This window comes from Streptomyces sp. NPDC085944 (assembly GCF_040686295.1).
Classification (GTDB): domain Bacteria; phylum Actinomycetota; class Actinomycetes; order Streptomycetales; family Streptomycetaceae; genus Streptomyces; species Streptomyces salinarius.
The window spans coordinates 212,173-228,854 of record NZ_JBFBJX010000007.1 but is presented as its reverse complement, the minus strand read 5'-3'; the positions used below and the strand labels follow the sequence as shown (position 1 = coordinate 228,854).

Genomic DNA, 16,682 nt, shown 5'->3' with positions numbered 1-16,682 from the left:
GTTCCACCGTACGACCCCGCACTGACAACCGGTCCCGGTCAGCGGTTCTGCGGGGCGCGGGAGCGCCGGTGGGCGAGGGGGCGACGGGCGCGGCGGGCGGGGTGGTGTGCCGGGTGCCGGAACGTACGCGGGGCCTCGGAGTGGGCGGGGACGCCGGGTTTCCGCTCGACGGGGACGACGGCGGGCCTCCCCATGACCATCAGCGGGTCGAACAGGACGACGACGCCGGCGAGGAGGAGGAAGGCGAGGGGGCCGATCAGCATGGGGGCGAGCAGTTCGGCGGACGATCCGCCGACGGAGGGCTCGGCCGTGCCGGTGACGTGGACCTGGAGGGCGGCCATCCCGGTGTAGTGCATGCCGGTGACGGCCAGTCCCATGATCAGGGCCGCGCCGACGCTCCACAGGAAGCCCCGGACCTGTCCGGACGCCCACAGGGCGGCGGTGGCGGCGGCCATGGCTATGACGACCGACGCGGCGACGGTGAGCGTGTTGTACGTGAGCTGCCCGTCCAGGTGCATCCCGGCCATTCCGAGGTAGTGCATCGAGGCGATGCCCAGGCCGGTGAGGGTGCCGCCGGTGAACAGCGCCGTCCCGCGCGCGCCCCGGTAGCCGACGATGAAGATCCCGACGCCGACCATGACGATGGCGACGGCCAGGCTGGCGAAGGTCATCAGCCAGTCGTAGCGGATCGGGATGTGCTCGATCGTGAACCCCATCATCGCGACGAAGTGCATGGTCCAGATGCCGGAGCCGATCGCCGCCGAGCCGAGGGCGAGCCATCCGGGGCGCCAGGAACGGCTGACCAGCATGGCCCTGGCGGTGCAGCGCAGGCCGAGGGCGCCACCGAGGCAGGCCATGAGGTAGGCCACCAGCGGTGTGACGAGCCCGTAGCTGAATCCGTCGACCGTGTTGTGCATGTGCGGCTGCCTTTCCGCCTACTTACGCCCCGGTGGTGTCCCGGTTCCTTCCGATGTGCGCCCCCTCCCAGAACCGCGCGAACGATCAGGGTCGAGGCAGAGAGTATGACTTCCACCGGAATGGTCGAACGATTCTCCGGCAAAGAATCACGGTCTCGCCCCAGTTGTGCCGCCTGCGTGAGCGTAGTTGAGCAACTCCATTCAGCCTGTGGCCACTCCACACCCCTCATTTGTTGACTCTCTGATGTCACAGTGGTGCTGTCCGTGATCGTTCGAGGCGAGGAGTACGCATGCACGTACGCGCAGTAGCCGTCACGACCACCGCTCTTCTGGGGGTCGCCCTCACGGCTCCCCTCTCGCACGCCCGGGCCGACGAGGCGGGCGGCGACGGGCCCACGGTCGTCGCCCACCGGGGTGCTTCCGGGTACGCGCCGGAGAACACGCTGGCCGCCGTCGACCGGGCCGCCGAGCTGGGCATCCGCTGGGTGGAGAACGACGTCCAGCGCACCCGGGACGGCGAACTCGTCGTCCTCCACGACGAGAGCCTGGCCCGCACGACCGACGTGGAGGAGGTCTTCCCGGACCGGTCGCCGTGGAAGGTGAAGGACTTCACGGCCGCGGAGATCTCGCGGCTGGACGCGGGAAGCTGGTTCGGGCCCGAGTACGCGGGCGCGCGCGTGCCGACGCTGGAGCAGTACGTGAACCGCGTGGACCACAACCACCAGAAGCTGCTGCTGGAGCTGAAGAGCCCCGGTCTGTACCCGGGCATCGAGCGGCAGACCCTCAAGGTCCTCGCCAACGAGGGCTGGCTCGACCGGCGGCACGTGGCGGGACGGCTCGTCGTGCAGAGCTTCGACGCCGACAGCATCCGGACGGTCCACGACCTCAAGCCCGCCGTCAAGACCGGGTTCCTCGGCACTCCGGCCGTCTCGGACCTGCCGGCGTACGCGGAGTTCGCCGACCAGATCAACCCGTCGCACGGCTCACTGTCCATGGGCTACGTGTCCGCGGTGCACGCGTTCACGGGCCCGCACGGCAGGCCGCTGGAGGTGCTCACCTGGACGGTGAACGACGCGGACACCGCGCGCCGGGTCGCCGGGTACGACGTCGACGGCATCATCAGCAACAAGCCCGACGTGGTGCGGGACGCCGTGGACTGACCCGGGCGCCGTGGAACCGACGGGGCGCTGGCGGTGGCGGGGCGTTGTCAGTGGCGGGCCGTACGGTGGGCGCATGGACAGCCCTGGGCACAACGAGCAGCGGGTCGTGTGGACCGTCGTCGGCACCGACATCGGCCCGCTGCTGCTGGCCGCCACCCGCGACGGCCTGGTCAACGTCGTGTTCCACGCCACCGACGCGGCGCGCGACCGGGCGCTCGACAGGCTCGCGGCCCGGCTGGGCACGGAGCCCGTCGAGGCACCCGGCTCCCCGCTGCTGACCGAGGCGATACGCCAGGTGCGGGCGTACTTCGCGGGCCGGCGGCGCGACTTCGACCTGCCGCTGGACTGGTCGCTGATCTCGGGCTTCAACCGGCGGGTACTGCGCGAGCTGGCGTCCGGCGTCCCCTACGGCTCGGTCGTCGGCTACGGCGACCTGGCCGGCCGGGTGGGTCAGCCGGGCGCCGCGCAGGCGGTGGGCCTGGCCATGGGGGCCAATCCGCTGCCGGTCGTCGTGCCGTGCCACCGGGTCGTGGAGAGCGACGGGGGCATCGGCGGCTTCGGCGGCGGCGTGGACACCAAGCGGCGGCTGCTCGCGCTGGAGGGCGTCCTGCCCGAGCCGTTGTTCTGACGGGCGGCTCGGGCAGGACGTGGCGGGGTGGCCGCTAGTCGTAGTGCCGCGCCTCGACGATGTTGCCGTCCGGGTCGCCGAAGTAGAAGCTCCGCCTGGCCGGGCCGCGGGCGCCGTAGGAGTCGTGCGAGAGGTCCGAGACCGGTACGGACTGCTCCTGCAGACGGGCGCGCAGTGCGTCGAAGTCGTCGGCGGGCAGGGACAGGCAGATGTGGTTGACGGGATGCCCGGCACTGGCGTCGGCTCCCGGGAGCACGCGCATGCGGGCCGCCATGGAGTGCGGCGCGAGGTCGAGGATGGTCTCGTCGTTGATCCGCACGGAGGGGAAACTCACGGTCCCCGCGGTGTACTCGGCGAGCCGCAGTGGCTCGCAGCCGAGGTTCTTCTCGTAGAAGCCGGCCGCGGCGACCGGGTCGCGCACCCACAGGACTACGTGGTCGAGACGTGTCGTGTTGTCTGTCATGGCCCCAGGCTGGTGTCCCGTCCCGGGGGCCGCAACGGTTTTGTTCCGGCGCCCGCGGGGTTTGGCCGGGTCTCCCGCCCGCCAGGGATGAGGGAGAGCGGAGCCGAGGGAGACCGTCGGACGGGAGGCAGGCGCGTGCAGCTGATGGTGTCGGAAGAGGTGCGGGAGGCGCTCGACGCGCGTCGCCCGGTGGTGGCTCTGGAGTCCACGATCATCGCACACGGCCTGCCGCGCCCGCGCAACCTGCTGGTGGCGCGGGAGCTGGAGGAGGCGGTCCGGCGAGAGGGCGCCGTACCGGCGACGATCGCCGTGCTGGACGGACGGCCGCGGGTCGGCCTCGACAAGGAGCAGCTGGAGCGGGTCGCCAACGAGGACGGCATCCGCAAGCTGGGGCACCGGGACCTGCCGCTCGCGGTGGCCCGTGGGGCGAGCGGGGCGACCACCGTGTCGGCGACCGCCCTGCTGGCGGCCCTCGCGGACGTCCGGGTGTTCGCGACCGGCGGGCTGGGCGGGGTGCACCGGGAGTGGACGGTGACCCAGGACGAGTCGGCCGACCTGGGACTGCTGGCCCGCACCCGGATCACGGTGGTCTGCGCCGGCGTGAAGTCGATCCTGGACGTCCCGGCGACCCTGCAGCGGCTGGAGACGCTGGGGGTGGCGGTGGCGGGTTACGGGACGGACCGCTTCCCCGGCTTCTACCTGTCCGACTCGGGACACCCCGTGGACTGGACGCTGGACGAACCGGAGCAGGTGGCGGCGGTCATGCGGGCGCAGGACGCCCTGGACGGACCGCCTTCCGCGCTCGTGGTCGCCAACCCCGTTCCCGAGGCCGAGCAGCTCGATCCCGCGCTCCACGCGCGCGTGCTCGCCGACGCGCTGCACGCGTGTGAGGCGGAGGGTGTCACCGGTCAGGCGGTCACGCCGTTCCTCCTCGAACGCCTGGTACGGCTCACCGACGGCGCCTCGCTGAGCGCCAACCTGGCGGCGGTGCGGGGCAACGTACGGCTCGCGGCCCGGATCGCGGCGGCCTGGACCCGGGTATGAGCACCGCCCCGGACGGTGCGCTGCTGGTCGTCGGGGACGTGGTCACGGACGTCGTCGCCCGTCATCGGGGGCCGCTGGCCGCCGGCACGGACACCGCCGCCTCGATCCGGCGGCTGCCCGGCGGGGCGGGGGCCAACGTGGCCTGCTGGGCCGCGTACGCGGGCTGCGCGGACGTACGGATGCTGGGCCGGGTGGGCGCCGACGCGTCCGCGTGGCACGAGCGGGAGCTGGCGGCGTGCGGGGTGCGTCCACTGCTCGTCGTCGACGCGACGGCGCCCACGGGCACGGTGATCTGCCTCGTCGACACCGGTGACTCGGCCGAGCGGACGTTCCTGACGGACAGCGGGGCTTCGCTGCTGATCGGGCCGGACGACTGGTCGGACGCACTGCTGGACGGGGTCGGCCGGCTGCACCTGTCGGGGTATCTGCTCTTCTCGGCGCCGGGCCGCGCCCTGGTGTCGGTCGTCCTGGCGGCGGCACGCGCGCGCGGGGTGCCCGTCAGCCTGGACCCCGCGTCGGCCGGGTTCCTCGCCGAGCTGGGCGTCGGCCGGTTCCTCGGCCTGGTCGAGGGCCTGGACGTGCTGCTGCCCAGCCGTGACGAGGCGTGCCTGCTCACCGGCCTGCCCGACGCGGCGGACGCGGCCGCGAAGCTCAGCCGGCACGTTCCGCTGGTGGTCGCCAAGCTGGCGGCGGACGGGGCGCTGGTGGCCCGGTCCGGCACCGTGGGCGCACGGGTCGCCGCCGTCGCGGCGTCGCCGCGGGACAGCACGGGCGCCGGTGACGCCTTCACCGGCGCGTTTCTCGCCGCGCTGCTCGGGGGCGCGGAGCCCGAGGCTGCGGCGGCCGCCGGGTGCCGGGCGGGCGCGCGGGCGGTCGAAGGGGTGGGCGGGAGACCTCCGCGAACGGCCGGCCCGCGAGCGGCCGAGGGACAACGGCAGTAGCCGCCTTGCGGCGAGTGGGGAAGCGGTCACCCCTTGCGACGGGTTGCGGCGGTCCCTTCAGGTGATGGGCGGCCGCCGGTCACCCCTTGCGCCCCCACGCCGAGATCATCGGTGCCGTCGCGAGGTCCATGCCCCCGGCCGCGACGTTCGCGAGGTGGCGGTCGATGTCGTCGTGGGAGGCCACCCCCGCGGAGACCAGCTGGTCGCGGATCTGTCGTACGGTCGCGGACTCCAGGGCGGCGCACGCGAGCGAGGTGACCGGGAAGTACGCGTCGGCCTCCACCCGGCGCAGGCCCGCCTCCCTGAGCAGCCGGGGCAGCCTGCGGCCGTAGGACAGGTCGGCGCCCCGCCGGGACAGCAGTTGGCGGAAGCCGTGCCGGAGCCTGTTCGCCAACTCCTGCTCGGGGCCGTGCTCGTCGGGGCAGAGCAGCGGCTGGAGCGCCGGGTCGGCGTCCTCGACCAGGAGGCGGCCGCCCGGGCGCAAGGACTGGATCATGGACCGCAACGCCCGCTCCCGGTCGGGGACGTGGACGAGTACGAGCCGGGCGTGCACGAGGTCGAAGCCGTCCCCCGGCGGTTCCTCCGCGCCGACGTCGTGCACCCGGACCTCGACGGGCGGCCGGCCCGCGGGGGCGACCCGTGAGGTGTCGATGTCCGTCGCAAGGACCTTGCCGGTCGGCCCCACCCGTTTGGCCAGCCACGACACCACGGAGGTGCTTCCGGCCCCGACCTCCCAGCAGCGCCACCCGGGGCCGACGCCGAGCGCCTGGAGGTGCCGGAACGTGGTGGGGTCGAAGAGTGTGGCGAAGGCGTCGAAGCGCTCCGCAGCCTCGGCCTGAGCGTTGTCGAGGAGGTATCCGTCGGTTCGCGTCATGCTGGGATCATCCCAGTTGTCCGCCTTGCCCGAAGGGGGCGACGCTCCGGCGTCAGCAGCCCCCGGGTCAGCCGTTCCAGGCGGGACGGCGTGGATCGTCGGCGCGCACCAGGACGTCGGCGGTGCCGGAGGGGTCGCTCTCCTCGTCGTAGCGCTCGAAGGCCGGCAGGGTCCAGTGCTCGGACTCGGGGGTGCGGCGGCGCAGCGCGCCGGGGGTGAGGACGAGGTGGACGCTCAGGTCCAGGGGGAACCAGTGGCGCAGCAGGAAGGGGCCGTGGAGCAGCAGCACACCGCCGGCGGGCAGCCGGGCGCGGGGGCTGCGGGTGGCGCGGTCGGTGACCGGGTCCCACAGGTCGGGCAGGACCCGTCCGTCGCCGCCGGGGCCGACGGGGTCGAAGACCTCGCGCCACAGGGCGCCGGTGTCGTACCAGCCGTTGTAGTAGGACTCGACGTCCTGATGTCCGTACTCCAGACGGAGCGAGGCGGGCCGCAGGAAGCCCCCCGTTCCCACGACGAGGGAGGGGCGGCCGCGCACGCGCAGCGCCTCGCCGATGCGGTCGGCGAGGTCGCCGGGGCGGGCGGCCGGGGCGCCGTCGAGGGCGACGCGCGTCCAGGCGCTGCCGTCGGCGGGCTCCAGGCCGAGCAGGCGCTCGGCGAGCCGGTCGCCGAGCCGGTCCCAGGTGATCGCTTCCAGTCGCACCCGCCCATGATGCGTCACCCGGCCAGTCCCCCGTCGTGCCGGTCGCCCCGGTCGCCTGGACGCTCGCGCATGGGCGCGCGGCGCTCGGCCATGGTCACCGTGCCGGTGCGGCGGTTGACTCGGGGGACGACGGCGGGCGGCCACCGGGCCGGCGGCCACTCGACGGGTGGGAGTGGGCAGGACATGACCGAGGGACCGTACTTCGTGCTGACGGTGCTGGGCGTGCTGGGGACCGGTGTGACGGCCGGTGTCTTCTGTGCCTTCTCCACCTTCGTCATGCGGGGGCTCGCCGCGCTGCCGCCCGCGCAGGGGGTCGCCGCGATGAACGCGATCAACACGGCCGCGGTACGGCCGGCCTTCATGTCGGTGTTCCTCGGGACGGCGGTGCTGGCCGCGGTGATCGCCGTGGTGACGTTGGTGGTGTGGCCCGAGGAGGCGGCGGTGGAGCTGTTGCTCGGCAGCGCGCTGTACCTGGTGGGGGCGTTCGGGGTCACGGCCGGCGCCAACGTGCCGCGCAACACCGCGCTGCTCCGGCTGGAGCCGGGCTCCGCGGAGGCGGCCGGCCGCTGGCCCGGCTACGTCAGGGAGTGGACGGCGTGGAACCACGTCCGTGCGGTTGCCTCGGCCGCCGCGGCGGTCGCGTACGTACTGGCCCTCGCCTGAGCCCTCGGCCGTCACCCGTCAGTCGGCAGCCGTCAGTCGGCAGCCGTCGGCCGGCGACCGTGGTCCGCCGCGACGGGTCAGGGCTTGCGGGCCACCGCCCCGTAGCCCGGGATGACGCCGCCCTCCTGGCCGGCGACCGGGTCGCCCGGTTCGGGGTGCCACAGGTGCGGCACCTCGACGCCGGGTTCGACCAGGTCGAGGCCGGTGAAGAAGCGGGTGGACTCCTCGCGCGAGCGCAGGGCCAGGGTGACTCCGGCGGCCCGGAGCTGCTCGGTGGCCGCCCGCGACTGCTCGGGAGTAAAGTCGGCCGTCGCATGGGTCATCACCAGGTGGCTGCCGGAGGGCAGCGCGTCCAGCAGCCGGCGGACCAGGTCGTGCGCCCCGTCCTCGTCGGAGACGAAGTGCAGCAGGGCGACCAGGGACAGCGCGATCGGCCGGTCGAAGTCCAGGACCTTCCTGGCACCCTCCAGGGCGGCGTCCGGGTCCCGGACGTCGGCCTGGAGGTACTCGGTCCTCCCCTCGGGCGTGCCGCGCAGCAGGGCCGCCGCGTGGGCCGGCACGAGGGGGTCGTTGTCGCAGGAGACGACGCGGGCGTCGGGCCTGACCTCCTGGGCGACCTGATGCAGGTCGGGCTCGGTCGGGATACCGGTGCCGACGTCGAGGAACCGCCGTGTGCCGTGGGCCGCCAGCCATCGGGAGGCCCGGTGCATGAAGGCGCGGTTGACCCGCGCCATCACCGGCACCCTCGGGTCCAGGGTGAGCATCTGCCGGCCCATCGCCTCGTCGGCCGGGTAGTTGTCCTTTCCGTCGAGATACCAGTCGTACATCCGCGCGGGGTGCGGCTTGCTCGTGTCGATCCCGGCGGTGGGACGTTGCCCGGCCGTGACGCACTCCCAGGTGTTGAGTTCTCGTCGCGATGGGTGATCGACTCAGTGCCAAACAGCTTAAAAACAACAAACAAGGGGGCGCAGGATTCAGGACAGCAGGAAGTCCGCCTCTCCCGCCTTCGCTCCCTCGATGAACGCCGTCATCTCGGCCGAGGTGTAGATCAGCGCCGGCCCGTCCGGGTCGGTGGACTGCCGTACCGCGATCCGGCCGTCGGCGAGCTTCATCGCCTCCAGGCAGTTGCCTCCGTTACCGCCGCTCCACGGCTTGTGCCAGCCCTCGCTGCCCAGTTCGCGGGCGGGCATGCCGTTGTAGATCCGCTCACCGCGGGTCAGGGGCGGGCGCTGGGGTTTGATGCGGTTCATTCACAGCTCCTTGCGGAGATCCCGGAGGATCTCCTTCGTGCGATGTGCCGTGGCGGCCTGCGCCGCCATGCGGTCCATGACCTCGAGGTGGGTCGCCACCTCGGCGCGCGCGTCGAGGTAGACGGCGCCGGTCAGGTACTCGCTGTAGACCATGTCCGGGAGTTCCGGCATGGCGAATCGGAACAGCACGAAGGGCCCGTACGTGCCGGGGTGCGGCCCGTTCGCGAACGGGGCGATCTGCAGCGTCACGTTGGGCAGCTTCGCGGCCTCGAGCAGCCGGTCGATCTGGGCACGCATCACCTCCGGCGCCCCGACGGGGCGGCGCAGCGCGGTTTCGTCCATCACGACCCACAGCCGGGGTGCGTCCTTACGGGTGAGCAGTCCCTGGCGTTGCATGCGCAGGTCGACGTGGCGCTCGATGTCGTCCGGCCGGGTCTGTCCGACGGCGCCCGAGCGCAGCACCCCGCGCGCGTAGTCCTCGGTCTGCAGCACCCCGGGGACGAAGTGGGGCTCGTAGGAGCGGATCAGGGAGGCCGCGCCCTCGAGGCTGACGTACAGCGAGAACCAGCCGGGCAGGATGTCGTGGAAGCGCTGCCACCACCCCGGCTTGTTGGCGTCCTCGGCCAGCCGGACGAACGCGTCGGCCTCCTCGTCGCTCACGCCGTAGGCCTTCAGCAGGAGCTGGAGGTACGGGATCTTGAGGGCGACCTCGGCCATCTCCATGCGGCGCACCGTGGCCGGGGCGACGCGGAGGATGCGGGCGGCTTCCTCGCGTTTGAGACCGGCGCGTTCCCGCAGGTCCAGCAGGCGCCGGCCGAGTACGACCTGGCCGACCGTCGGCGCGGACCGCGGCTCGCTCACCGCCCACCTCCTGAAGAGTCCTGAAAAGAGTCCTTGCGTCCCTGTTCCGCTGTCCGGGCAGCCGCGGCGAGCCCGGCGTGTCCTGGTGCGGACAGCCCGGCGGCGCCATTCGAAGACCTGTTCGAATGGCTGAGGCCTCTCGAACAGTCTGAAGTGGCGCCGCTCGACGTGCTGTTGCGAGCAGTGTGCCACGGCCGTCCAGAACGTCACACAGCACTCTGCATTTTTCAGAGTGACACTTGCCAAGTGTTCACGGCGGGGCGATAGTGGCAAGCGTGATTCCGTCCGCGCCCTTAGGAACAGACGCCGCCGTGGGCTCCCTGGGCCTCGGTGCCGCCATGGGAGCCGGCTCCCCGGGAGCCACCGCCGCCGAGCGCCGGTTCCGTTTCGAGCTGGCCGCTCATCCGGGCTCTCCCTCGCAGGCCAGACGCCTGACACGGGCCCGGCTGAGCGGCTGGGCGGTGTGCGAGGACACCTGCGACACCGCGGCCCTGGTGGTCTCCGAACTGGTGACCAACGCGATCGTGCACACGGCGAGCAGGCACATAGTGTGCGAGCTGCACGACGCCGACGATCTGGTCCGCATAGCCGTGCGCGACGAGGGCTGCGCCCCCGGCCAGCCCCACCCCTCGGCCGATCAGCAGCCCGAGGACGAGCACGGCAGGGGTCTGATCCTCGTCGACGCCCTGTGCGACGCCTGGGGGGCGCACGAGCAGGGACCCGGACTGCTGGTCTGGGCCGAGCTGCCGCGCCGGGCCGACGAACCGCTCGCCCCCTCGGTGCCCCGCAACGACCTGGGCTGGGGCGCCCGACCGAAGCCCGGCCCCGCGGACGCCCCGGGGGACGACGGCGAGGCGGAGTCCCGCCGCCGGGAAAGCCGGGAGACACGCCACGGAACGGGGACCGAATGGCTATGAGGGCTGCGTCCGGCATCCGACCGCTGGGCCTGGACACGATGGTCCGCCTCCAGCGCGGACGGCACACCGCCCGGACGTCCGTGAGACTGCCGGTGCCGGACGGCATGACCGCACCGCTGGGCTGCGACGCGGTGGCGGTGCCCGCCCTCCTCGCCCAGCAGGTGCTGCCCCGGCTGCCGCGCGTGGGGTGCGTCTACGCCGATGAGACGCACTGGTGGTGGATCGTTCCGTCCGACTCCGACTACGCCCTTGAGTGGCCGGCGCCCGCGCGCTACGCCACCGGTGCGGTGGTGCCGGGGACCGCCTGCCTCCCCGGCCTCCTGCACCGCTCGGACGGCACGGTTCCCTATACGCCGCCCATCCCGCTGTACCTGGCCCTGTGCCGGCTGACGAACACGACGCCCACCTGGTCGCGGACGGTCAGCGCGTAGGCACCGGACGGCGGCGGTCAGGCCGCGGCGTCACCCGCGCCGTCGCCGCGGCGCACGACGACCAGGAACATGTCCGAGGCGAGGTCCATGACGACCTCGGCGGGCAGGCCCTCCAGACGCCGTGCCTGGGCGAACTCCTCCGCCGGCCAGGATCCCCGCGGTCCGCCGGCGGGAAAGCGTTCGAGCACTGTTCGCCCGTTCACTCCGCACCTCCATGTAGCGCTGCACTCGTAGAGTTGAACGCCAACCATGGAGCGAATGCCTCGCGTGATGAGGGTACTGAGACATAGTTGACACCCGTTCACCGCGAAGGGTGATCCGCGCCTCGGCCGTTCGGCCGTTTTCGCCACCGAGCGTGTCAGCCCTCGTACTCGTCGTGGTAGCGGACTCTCCCACTGCCCGCGGGAGCACCGAGAGCCGACGCGCGCCCCTCGGGTTTCTCCCACGGCTCGCGCCGGCCGAGCGCGGTCAGGTCGAGCAGGCTGGTGGTCGAGCCCAGCCCGTCCAGGCCTCGCTCGTACGTCGAGTAGGTGTGGAAGACCCGTTCGCGGTCCCGCAGGAAGCAGCTGAGACCCGGCCGCTCCACCAGCTCGCCCTCGTGCTCGAGGGTCGCCTCGAAGTCGGTGTTGAAGTCGCTGACGTACGACGAGTACCAGGGCAGCGTCCAGCCCATCCGCGCCTTGAACGGCAGGATCCTCGGATACGGCGCCCGGGAGACGGCCGCGAACGACGTGCCGCGGGCCCTGAGGTGGGCGAGGTGGCCGATCTGGTCCAGGAACGCCGAGCAGCTGCGGCAGCCGGCCTCCCATTCGGGCGCGAACATGAAGTGGTACACGACGAGCTGCTCGCGGCCCTCGAAGAGGTCGAGCAGGGTGGCCTTGCCGTCGCCGCCCTCGAACACGTACTCCTTGTCGACCTCCACCATGGGCAGCCCGCGCCGCTCGGCGTTGAGGGCGTCACGCGCGCGGGTGGCCGCCTTCTCCTTTACCAGTAAGGCCTCGCGCGCCGCGCGCCAGTCCGCGCGGGTGACGATCTCGGGCAGCGACATGGCTCCAGCCTCCTGTGCGACATGCGTCGTGCTTCGGTCCGACGGCCGACGGCCCGAAGCGGACGGGCCGTCCGGATGGTGACCGAAGGGCGGAGCGGAACTCATCGCTGCCCGGCAAGATTCTTTTCAAGAGGCCGTTGAAGACGCTCCGAACAGGCCTTCCCGGTGCCGTACTCCTGGATGCGCCGCCCGTGCCCCCGATCGGTCAGGGCGGGCAGCCGCTTGGCCAGCTCCCGGACCACCTCGGGAACGTCCACGGTGAGCAGCTCGCGGTCCCGCATGAGGACCCGCCCGTCGACGATCGTCGTGCGCACGTCGGCGGAGCGTGCGCTGTGCACCAGCGTGGCGGCGAGGTCGTGACCGGGCTGGGTGTGCGGGCCGGTGAATTCGACGAGGATCAGGGCGGCGCGCCGCCCCGGTGCGATGCGGCCGACGGCGTCCCCAGCCCGACCGCCTCGGCACTCTGCAGGGTGGCGTGGTGGAGCGCCTGGCGGGAGGTCGGCCAGCGGGGGGCGCTCTCGGTGGACTTCTGGATCAGGGACGTGAGCGCCATCGACTCCCACACGTCGAGGGAGTTGGTGGAGGCGGCGCCGTCGGTGGCGAGCCCCACGGGGACGCCGATGCCGCGCAGCGCGCGCACCGGTGTGGTGCCGGGCCAGGCGAACTTGAGGTGGCCGCGGGGCGCGGTCGCCACCGCCGTACGGCCGCCCGCGCGCGCGAGGAGCGGCAGGTCGCGCTCGGTGATGCCGGTGCCGTGGGCGATGAGCACGTCGGTGTCGAGAATGCGGTGCGTTCCAGGACCTCGATCGGGGTGACTCCGTGCCGGGCGAGGCTGGTGTCGGTCTGGTCGCGGTTCTCGGCGGCGTGCAGATGCACGGGCAGGCCGTGGTCGCGGGCTAGTTCCGCGGTCGCGGTGAGGTCGGCGTCGGTCACCGTGTAGGGGGCGTGCGGGGCGAGGGCGGTGGTGATCCGGCCGCCGGCCCGGCCGCGGCACCGCAGCGCGAACTCCAGTGACGCCTCCCTGCCTTGGGGTCCCTGCGAGGAGAAGTACGCCCGTCCCCGCACCGGTCGACGACCTCGGCCACCCGGTCCATGTGGAAGTAGCTGTCCGCGAAGGTGGTGACCCCGGCGCGGATCATCTCGGCGCAGGCCGGCCGGGCGGCCAGGACCACGTCCCCTGCCGTGAGGTTGGACTCGACGGGCCAGACGACGTCGTTGAACCACTCCTCGGTGGGCAGGTCCTCGGCCAGGCCGCGCAGGGCGACCATCGGCGCGTGCGTGTGGCAGTCGATCAGCCCGGGGAGGGCGACCCGACCGCGTGCGTCGATGCGGTCGGCGGCGGGCACCGCGGCAGCGGCGGCGGCGGTGGTCACGGAGTCGACGATCCCGTCGCGCACGACGACGGCCCGGTCCTGCCCGAAGCCGCCCCGTTCCCGGTCGTCGTGCACGAGGACGGTGCAGCCGGTGACGACGAGATCGGCGGGCTCGGGAGAGGGAGGCGTCATGCCGCCAACGTACGGTGGCGCCGCCCCACCCGTCCGCGCCGCTCGGCGAGTTCGTCCCGCAGGGCGGCGAGCCGTTCGGTGTGCCGGGGGGTGAGCCGCCCGGTGTCGTCGAGGTGCACCGCGCACGCGGTGGTGGTGTCGACGAGCCGTTCGAGGACGGCGGCGACCTCGTCGGTGCCCTCGGAGTGCCGGGCGAGGGCAGGCAGTTCGGCGGCGGCCCGGGCGATGGCGGCGCGGGCCTCGGCGAGGGAGCGGTAGGCCTCGCGGCGCAGGGTCCAGCGGGTGGCGCGGTCGTCGGACTCGCTCAGTACGTGCGTGAGGTAGGCGTGCGCGGCTGCGTCGGCGGCCTCGACGCCCGCCCGGATTCCGGCGCCCCGCTGCCCGGGCATCGGCAGGTGCCCGACGACGAGCACGATCGCGCAGGCCACCAGCGTCTCCCCGATACGGCTCGCGGAGGCCGGCGGTTCGCCGCCGACCATGACCAGGGAGAGGACGAGGACGGTGACGACGGTGGTCTGGGCGGCGAAGTGCCGCGCGGCGACCGGCACCAGGGCACCGCAGACCGCGACGAGGACGACCAGCCCCTCGGGCCGGGGCAGCACGGCCGCGCACCCGGCGAACAGCAGCGCCCCCAGCACCGTCCCGGCCACCCGGCACAGCACCCGGGACACGAGCGGGCCGAGGTCGGGCTTGACGAGGAAGACGGCGGTGGCGGGCAGCCAGTACCAGTGCTGGTGGGAGCCGTACCAGTGCCCGTGGTGCAGCACCTGGGCGACGGCGGCACCGGCACCGAAGCACAGCCCGGCCCGCAGCCCGTACTCCCGTCCGCCCGCGCCGAGCACCACCCGCGCCACGGAGCGCGGCGACCGCCTCCGGACGTGCAGCTCCGGTCCCCTGCCCCGGTCGAAGGCCTCCGCCGCGTGCAGCAGTGCGTCGTCCAGGGCGCGCAGGGCGGGGTCGGACCGGCAGGGCGCGGGCAGCGGCCCGGCGGGGCTGTTGCCGCGGACGGCCGCCGCGAGCCGCCGGGGCCCCTCGGCGGCCCGCGCGGGCACGGCCTGCTCGGCCCACGCGAGCGCGGTCGCGGCCTCGCCCAGGGGCAGCGCGGCCGCGTACTGGGCGTGCAGCCGCCGTTCGGCCGCGGTCGAGGCACGGCGCCGCAGCCGGGGTCCGGCGAGCGTGTCCTGCGCGTGGTCGAGAGCGGCGGTGAGCGCGGCCCGCCGGGCGACGGCGTCCCCGGTACCGATCGCGTCGAGCAGTGCGGCGACGGCCTCGTAGACGTCGGCGACGGCCGCCCGCTCCCCGTCGAAGCGGAAGTCGAGACGGAGGTCACCGGTGAGGGCGGCGGGGGTGGGCAGCACCAGTCGCAGCAGGAGCAGCCATCCGGCCCCGGCGAGGAACGCCGGCACGGTCTGCCAGCCGGGGTCGGGCAGCGGCATCCCGGCGCCCACGGCGCTGCCGACCAGCAGCTGCGTCCCGGTCGCCGAGGCCACCGGCCCGATCGCACTGACGGCTCCGGCGGCCAGCCCGAGCCCGGTCAGCAGCGCGGTGAGCGCCACGGTCCCCAGGTGCGGCCCGGCGTACGTCCCGGCCAGCAGCCCGGCCGCTCCCGCGAGCGCGGGTACGCCGATCCGTCGCACGGAGGTACGGCGACTGCCGGGACGGTCGTTGATGCCGGCCAGCATGGCGGCGATCGCCGCGACGACCCCGAGGGAGGCCCGCCCGGCGACCAGTGCCGCGGTCAGCAGCGGGCCGCCGGCCAGGGCGCCCCGGACCACCGCGTTCCACGGCACGGGACCGCGCTGGGCGTTCAGGGCGTGGCCGAGCCAGGGCGGAAGGGCGTGCGGGGCGCGGCGGGCGGTGCGGAACACGGGATGCGGGGCTCCTGTCGTCCGGTCGAGGGCGGTGGTGAGCCTTCGGACGACGGTGGCCGGGCGGGTGTGCGTGGTGTCGACGACGTGATGCCGAGGACGACGTGATGCCGAGGACGTGGCGTCGACGACGTGATGTCAACGATAAGGGAGCACGTGGGCGGCACGGGAACGCGTGTGTTGCGCGCATGTGACGATCGCGCGCTCGACGGGTCCGGGGGCGCGGCCGTGGGTGACGGTAATTCGGGTGCGCCGGTGCGGGCGGAGGACGGACGATCGGCAGGCTGTCCGTCCGTCTTCCAGGAGTCCACGTGATCCAGCGCGTGACCGTGCCCGGTCTCTTTCCGCCGCCCACCTACTCCCACGCCTCCGTCGTCGAGGCCGGGACCAGACTCGCCCTGCTCGCCGGTTCCGTCCCGCTCGACGCCGAGGGGAAGCTGGTCGGGGAGGGCGATCCGGTCCGTCAGGCGGAGCAGGTGATCGCGAACCTCACCGAGCAGTTGCGTGCCGTCGGCAGCGGCCTGGAGCACGTGGTGTCGACCGACGTGTACGTCGTGAGCGCCGAGACCGCCGCGCTGTCCGCCGTCTGGAGCGTCGTCGAGGCGTCCGGGCTGAGCGCCGGTCCGCACTCCTCGACGCTGCTCGGGGTGGCCTGCCTCGGCTATCCGGGACAACTGGTGGAGATCACCGCGACCGCGGTCGTGCCGGAGGAGGGCCGTCCGTGAGCCCGGGTGACGACACCGACGCGGTCGTGCTGCGGCGCGCCTCGGCCGCCGACGCCCGTGCGGCGGCCGACGTCTGGCTGCGTTCCTTCACCGCCGCGCTCCCGGCCGTGGTCCGGCCCCACTCGGACGCCGAGGTCCGTGCGTGGTTCCGGCACGTGGTGGTGGAGCGGTGCGAGACCTGGGTGGCGGAGGGGGCCGACGGCGCGGTGGCCGGTGTGATGGCGCTGGAGGGCGAGGAGCTGTCTCAGCTGTACCTCGCCCCCGAGCGGCGCGGCCGCGGGATCGGGGACCGGTTCGTCGCCCTGGCCAAGGAGCGCCGGGCGAACGGGCTGTCGTTGTGGACCTTCCAGGTCAACACGCCCGCACGGCGCTTCTACACGCGGCACGGTTTCAAGCCCGTGGAGTGGACGGACGGCGGCCGCAACGAGGAGCGCGAGCCGGACGTGCGCTACGTGTGGCGCCCTTAGGGGGCGTCGTTTGGATCGTGCCGGGGTCGCGGGGTCCGGCACGCGCTCCCCCACTGCCTGAAGGGCGTGGGAGGTGCCCCCAGCGGCGTTGTCGTCGGTTGTCGACGCTCCGCGTTGCCGCCCTCCTCCGCCTTGCAGCCGCACGCTCCCCCACGCTCGGCTTCGCCCGCGCGGGAGGGGCCCCCATCGCCCCCGCTCGGGTCGGCCACACGGCCCCCTT

The 16,682-nt window shown here is 73.5% G+C and carries 20 protein-coding genes and 1 pseudogene; 9 read left to right on the top strand and 12 right to left on the bottom strand.

Going from position 1 to position 16,682, the window contains the following annotated elements; all coding sequences use genetic code 11:
* Nucleotides 1-38: 38 nt before the first annotated feature.
* Nucleotides 39-917: an MHYT domain-containing protein gene (locus AB0P07_RS16445; protein WP_365550841.1), complete on the bottom strand. Its 879-nt coding sequence runs from the start codon at nt 915-917 to the stop codon at nt 39-41.
* Between the two features lie 290 nt (nt 918-1,207).
* Between AB0P07_RS16445 and AB0P07_RS16440 the strand changes: the two genes are divergently transcribed.
* Together AB0P07_RS16440 and AB0P07_RS16435 are read left to right on the top strand one after the other, a co-directional pair.
* Nucleotides 1,208-2,077, top strand: coding sequence for a glycerophosphodiester phosphodiesterase family protein (locus AB0P07_RS16440; RefSeq protein ID WP_365550838.1), 870 nt, complete (start codon nt 1,208-1,210; stop codon nt 2,075-2,077).
* Nucleotides 2,078-2,150: 73 nt separating this feature from the next.
* Nucleotides 2,151-2,705, top strand: coding sequence for a methylated-DNA--[protein]-cysteine S-methyltransferase (locus tag AB0P07_RS16435; protein ID WP_365550835.1), 555 nt, complete (start codon nt 2,151-2,153; stop codon nt 2,703-2,705).
* Nucleotides 2,706-2,739: 34 nt separating this feature from the next.
* Here AB0P07_RS16435 and AB0P07_RS16430 read toward each other — a convergent pair whose 3' ends face one another.
* The gene (locus AB0P07_RS16430; protein ID WP_365550832.1) at nt 2,740-3,168 is read right to left on the bottom strand and encodes a VOC family protein; all 429 of its coding nucleotides are present in this window, start codon (nt 3,166-3,168) and stop codon (nt 2,740-2,742) included.
* A gap of 135 nt (nt 3,169-3,303) precedes the next feature.
* On the opposite strand from AB0P07_RS16430, the gene AB0P07_RS16425 reads away from it, so the two are divergent.
* Nucleotides 3,304-4,212 (top strand): pseudouridine-5'-phosphate glycosidase, encoded by a 909-nt coding sequence (locus tag AB0P07_RS16425; protein ID WP_365550829.1) that lies wholly within the window; start codon nt 3,304-3,306, stop codon nt 4,210-4,212.
* The gene (locus tag AB0P07_RS16420) at nt 4,209-5,153 is read left to right on the top strand and encodes a PfkB family carbohydrate kinase (protein ID WP_365550826.1); all 945 of its coding nucleotides are present in this window, start codon (nt 4,209-4,211) and stop codon (nt 5,151-5,153) included. Before AB0P07_RS16425 ends, AB0P07_RS16420 begins: the two co-directional genes overlap by 4 nt.
* Before the next feature lie 79 nt (nt 5,154-5,232).
* Here AB0P07_RS16420 and AB0P07_RS16415 read toward each other — a convergent pair whose 3' ends face one another.
* From AB0P07_RS16415 to AB0P07_RS16405, 3 genes are all read right to left on the bottom strand, one after another.
* Entirely contained in the window at nt 5,233-6,027 is a 795-nt protein-coding gene (locus tag AB0P07_RS16415; RefSeq protein WP_365550823.1) for a methyltransferase domain-containing protein, read from the bottom strand.
* 67 nt (nt 6,028-6,094) lie between these two features.
* Complete coding sequence (locus AB0P07_RS16410) at nt 6,095-6,727, bottom strand: uridine kinase (protein ID WP_365550820.1); 633 nt, start codon at nt 6,725-6,727, stop codon at nt 6,095-6,097.
* Between the two features lie 14 nt (nt 6,728-6,741).
* Complete coding sequence (locus tag AB0P07_RS16405; protein ID WP_365550818.1) at nt 6,742-6,912, bottom strand: hypothetical protein; 171 nt, start codon at nt 6,910-6,912, stop codon at nt 6,742-6,744.
* Between AB0P07_RS16405 and AB0P07_RS16400 the strand changes: the two genes are divergently transcribed.
* Nucleotides 6,911-7,390, top strand: coding sequence for an anthrone oxygenase family protein (locus AB0P07_RS16400; RefSeq protein ID WP_365550815.1), 480 nt, complete (start codon nt 6,911-6,913; stop codon nt 7,388-7,390). The two genes, AB0P07_RS16405 and AB0P07_RS16400, sit on opposite strands and share 2 nt — an antisense overlap.
* Nucleotides 7,391-7,467: 77 nt before the next feature.
* Here the strand turns inward: AB0P07_RS16400 and AB0P07_RS16395 are convergent, their stop codons facing one another.
* The 3 genes from AB0P07_RS16395 to AB0P07_RS16385 form a co-directional block, all read right to left on the bottom strand.
* Nucleotides 7,468-8,247, bottom strand: a complete 780-nt coding sequence (locus AB0P07_RS16395; RefSeq protein ID WP_365551281.1) for an SAM-dependent methyltransferase — start codon at nt 8,245-8,247, stop codon at nt 7,468-7,470.
* A gap of 117 nt (nt 8,248-8,364) precedes the next feature.
* The gene (locus tag AB0P07_RS16390; protein WP_102929095.1) at nt 8,365-8,640 is read right to left on the bottom strand and encodes a DUF397 domain-containing protein; all 276 of its coding nucleotides are present in this window, start codon (nt 8,638-8,640) and stop codon (nt 8,365-8,367) included.
* On the bottom strand, nt 8,641-9,501 hold the full coding sequence (locus AB0P07_RS16385; RefSeq protein ID WP_365550811.1) for a helix-turn-helix transcriptional regulator: 861 nt from the start codon (nt 9,499-9,501) through the stop codon (nt 8,641-8,643). It abuts the gene before it with no gap.
* A gap of 266 nt (nt 9,502-9,767) precedes the next feature.
* On the opposite strand from AB0P07_RS16385, the gene AB0P07_RS16380 reads away from it, so the two are divergent.
* A complete protein-coding gene (locus AB0P07_RS16380) occupies nt 9,768-10,418 on the top strand; it encodes an ATP-binding protein (RefSeq protein ID WP_365550808.1) in 651 nt (216 codons plus the stop codon).
* Complete coding sequence (locus AB0P07_RS16375) at nt 10,415-10,849, top strand: hypothetical protein (RefSeq protein ID WP_365550805.1); 435 nt, start codon at nt 10,415-10,417, stop codon at nt 10,847-10,849. The genes AB0P07_RS16380 and AB0P07_RS16375 overlap by 4 nt, the downstream gene beginning before the upstream one ends.
* Before the next feature lie 17 nt (nt 10,850-10,866).
* Here AB0P07_RS16375 and AB0P07_RS16370 read toward each other — a convergent pair whose 3' ends face one another.
* From AB0P07_RS16370 to AB0P07_RS16355, 4 genes and pseudogenes are all read right to left on the bottom strand, one after another.
* Nucleotides 10,867-11,052: a hypothetical protein gene (locus tag AB0P07_RS16370; protein ID WP_365550802.1), complete on the bottom strand. Its 186-nt coding sequence runs from the start codon at nt 11,050-11,052 to the stop codon at nt 10,867-10,869.
* Nucleotides 11,053-11,207: 155 nt separating this feature from the next.
* On the bottom strand, nt 11,208-11,897 hold the full coding sequence (locus AB0P07_RS16365) for a DUF899 domain-containing protein (protein WP_365550799.1): 690 nt from the start codon (nt 11,895-11,897) through the stop codon (nt 11,208-11,210).
* A gap of 101 nt (nt 11,898-11,998) precedes the next feature.
* Nucleotides 11,999-13,402: pseudogene (locus AB0P07_RS16360) on the bottom strand (amidohydrolase).
* Nucleotides 13,399-15,270: an FUSC family protein gene (locus tag AB0P07_RS16355; protein WP_365550796.1), complete on the bottom strand. Its 1,872-nt coding sequence runs from the start codon at nt 15,268-15,270 to the stop codon at nt 13,399-13,401. Before AB0P07_RS16355 ends, AB0P07_RS16360 begins: the two are co-directional and overlap by 4 nt.
* A gap of 311 nt (nt 15,271-15,581) precedes the next feature.
* On the opposite strand from AB0P07_RS16355, the gene AB0P07_RS16350 reads away from it, so the two are divergent.
* Entirely contained in the window at nt 15,582-15,995 is a 414-nt protein-coding gene (locus AB0P07_RS16350; protein ID WP_365550793.1) for a RidA family protein, read from the top strand.
* Entirely contained in the window at nt 15,992-16,462 is a 471-nt protein-coding gene (locus AB0P07_RS16345; RefSeq protein ID WP_365550790.1) for a GNAT family N-acetyltransferase, read from the top strand. Before AB0P07_RS16350 ends, AB0P07_RS16345 begins: the two co-directional genes overlap by 4 nt.
* Nucleotides 16,463-16,682 lie beyond the last annotated feature (220 nt).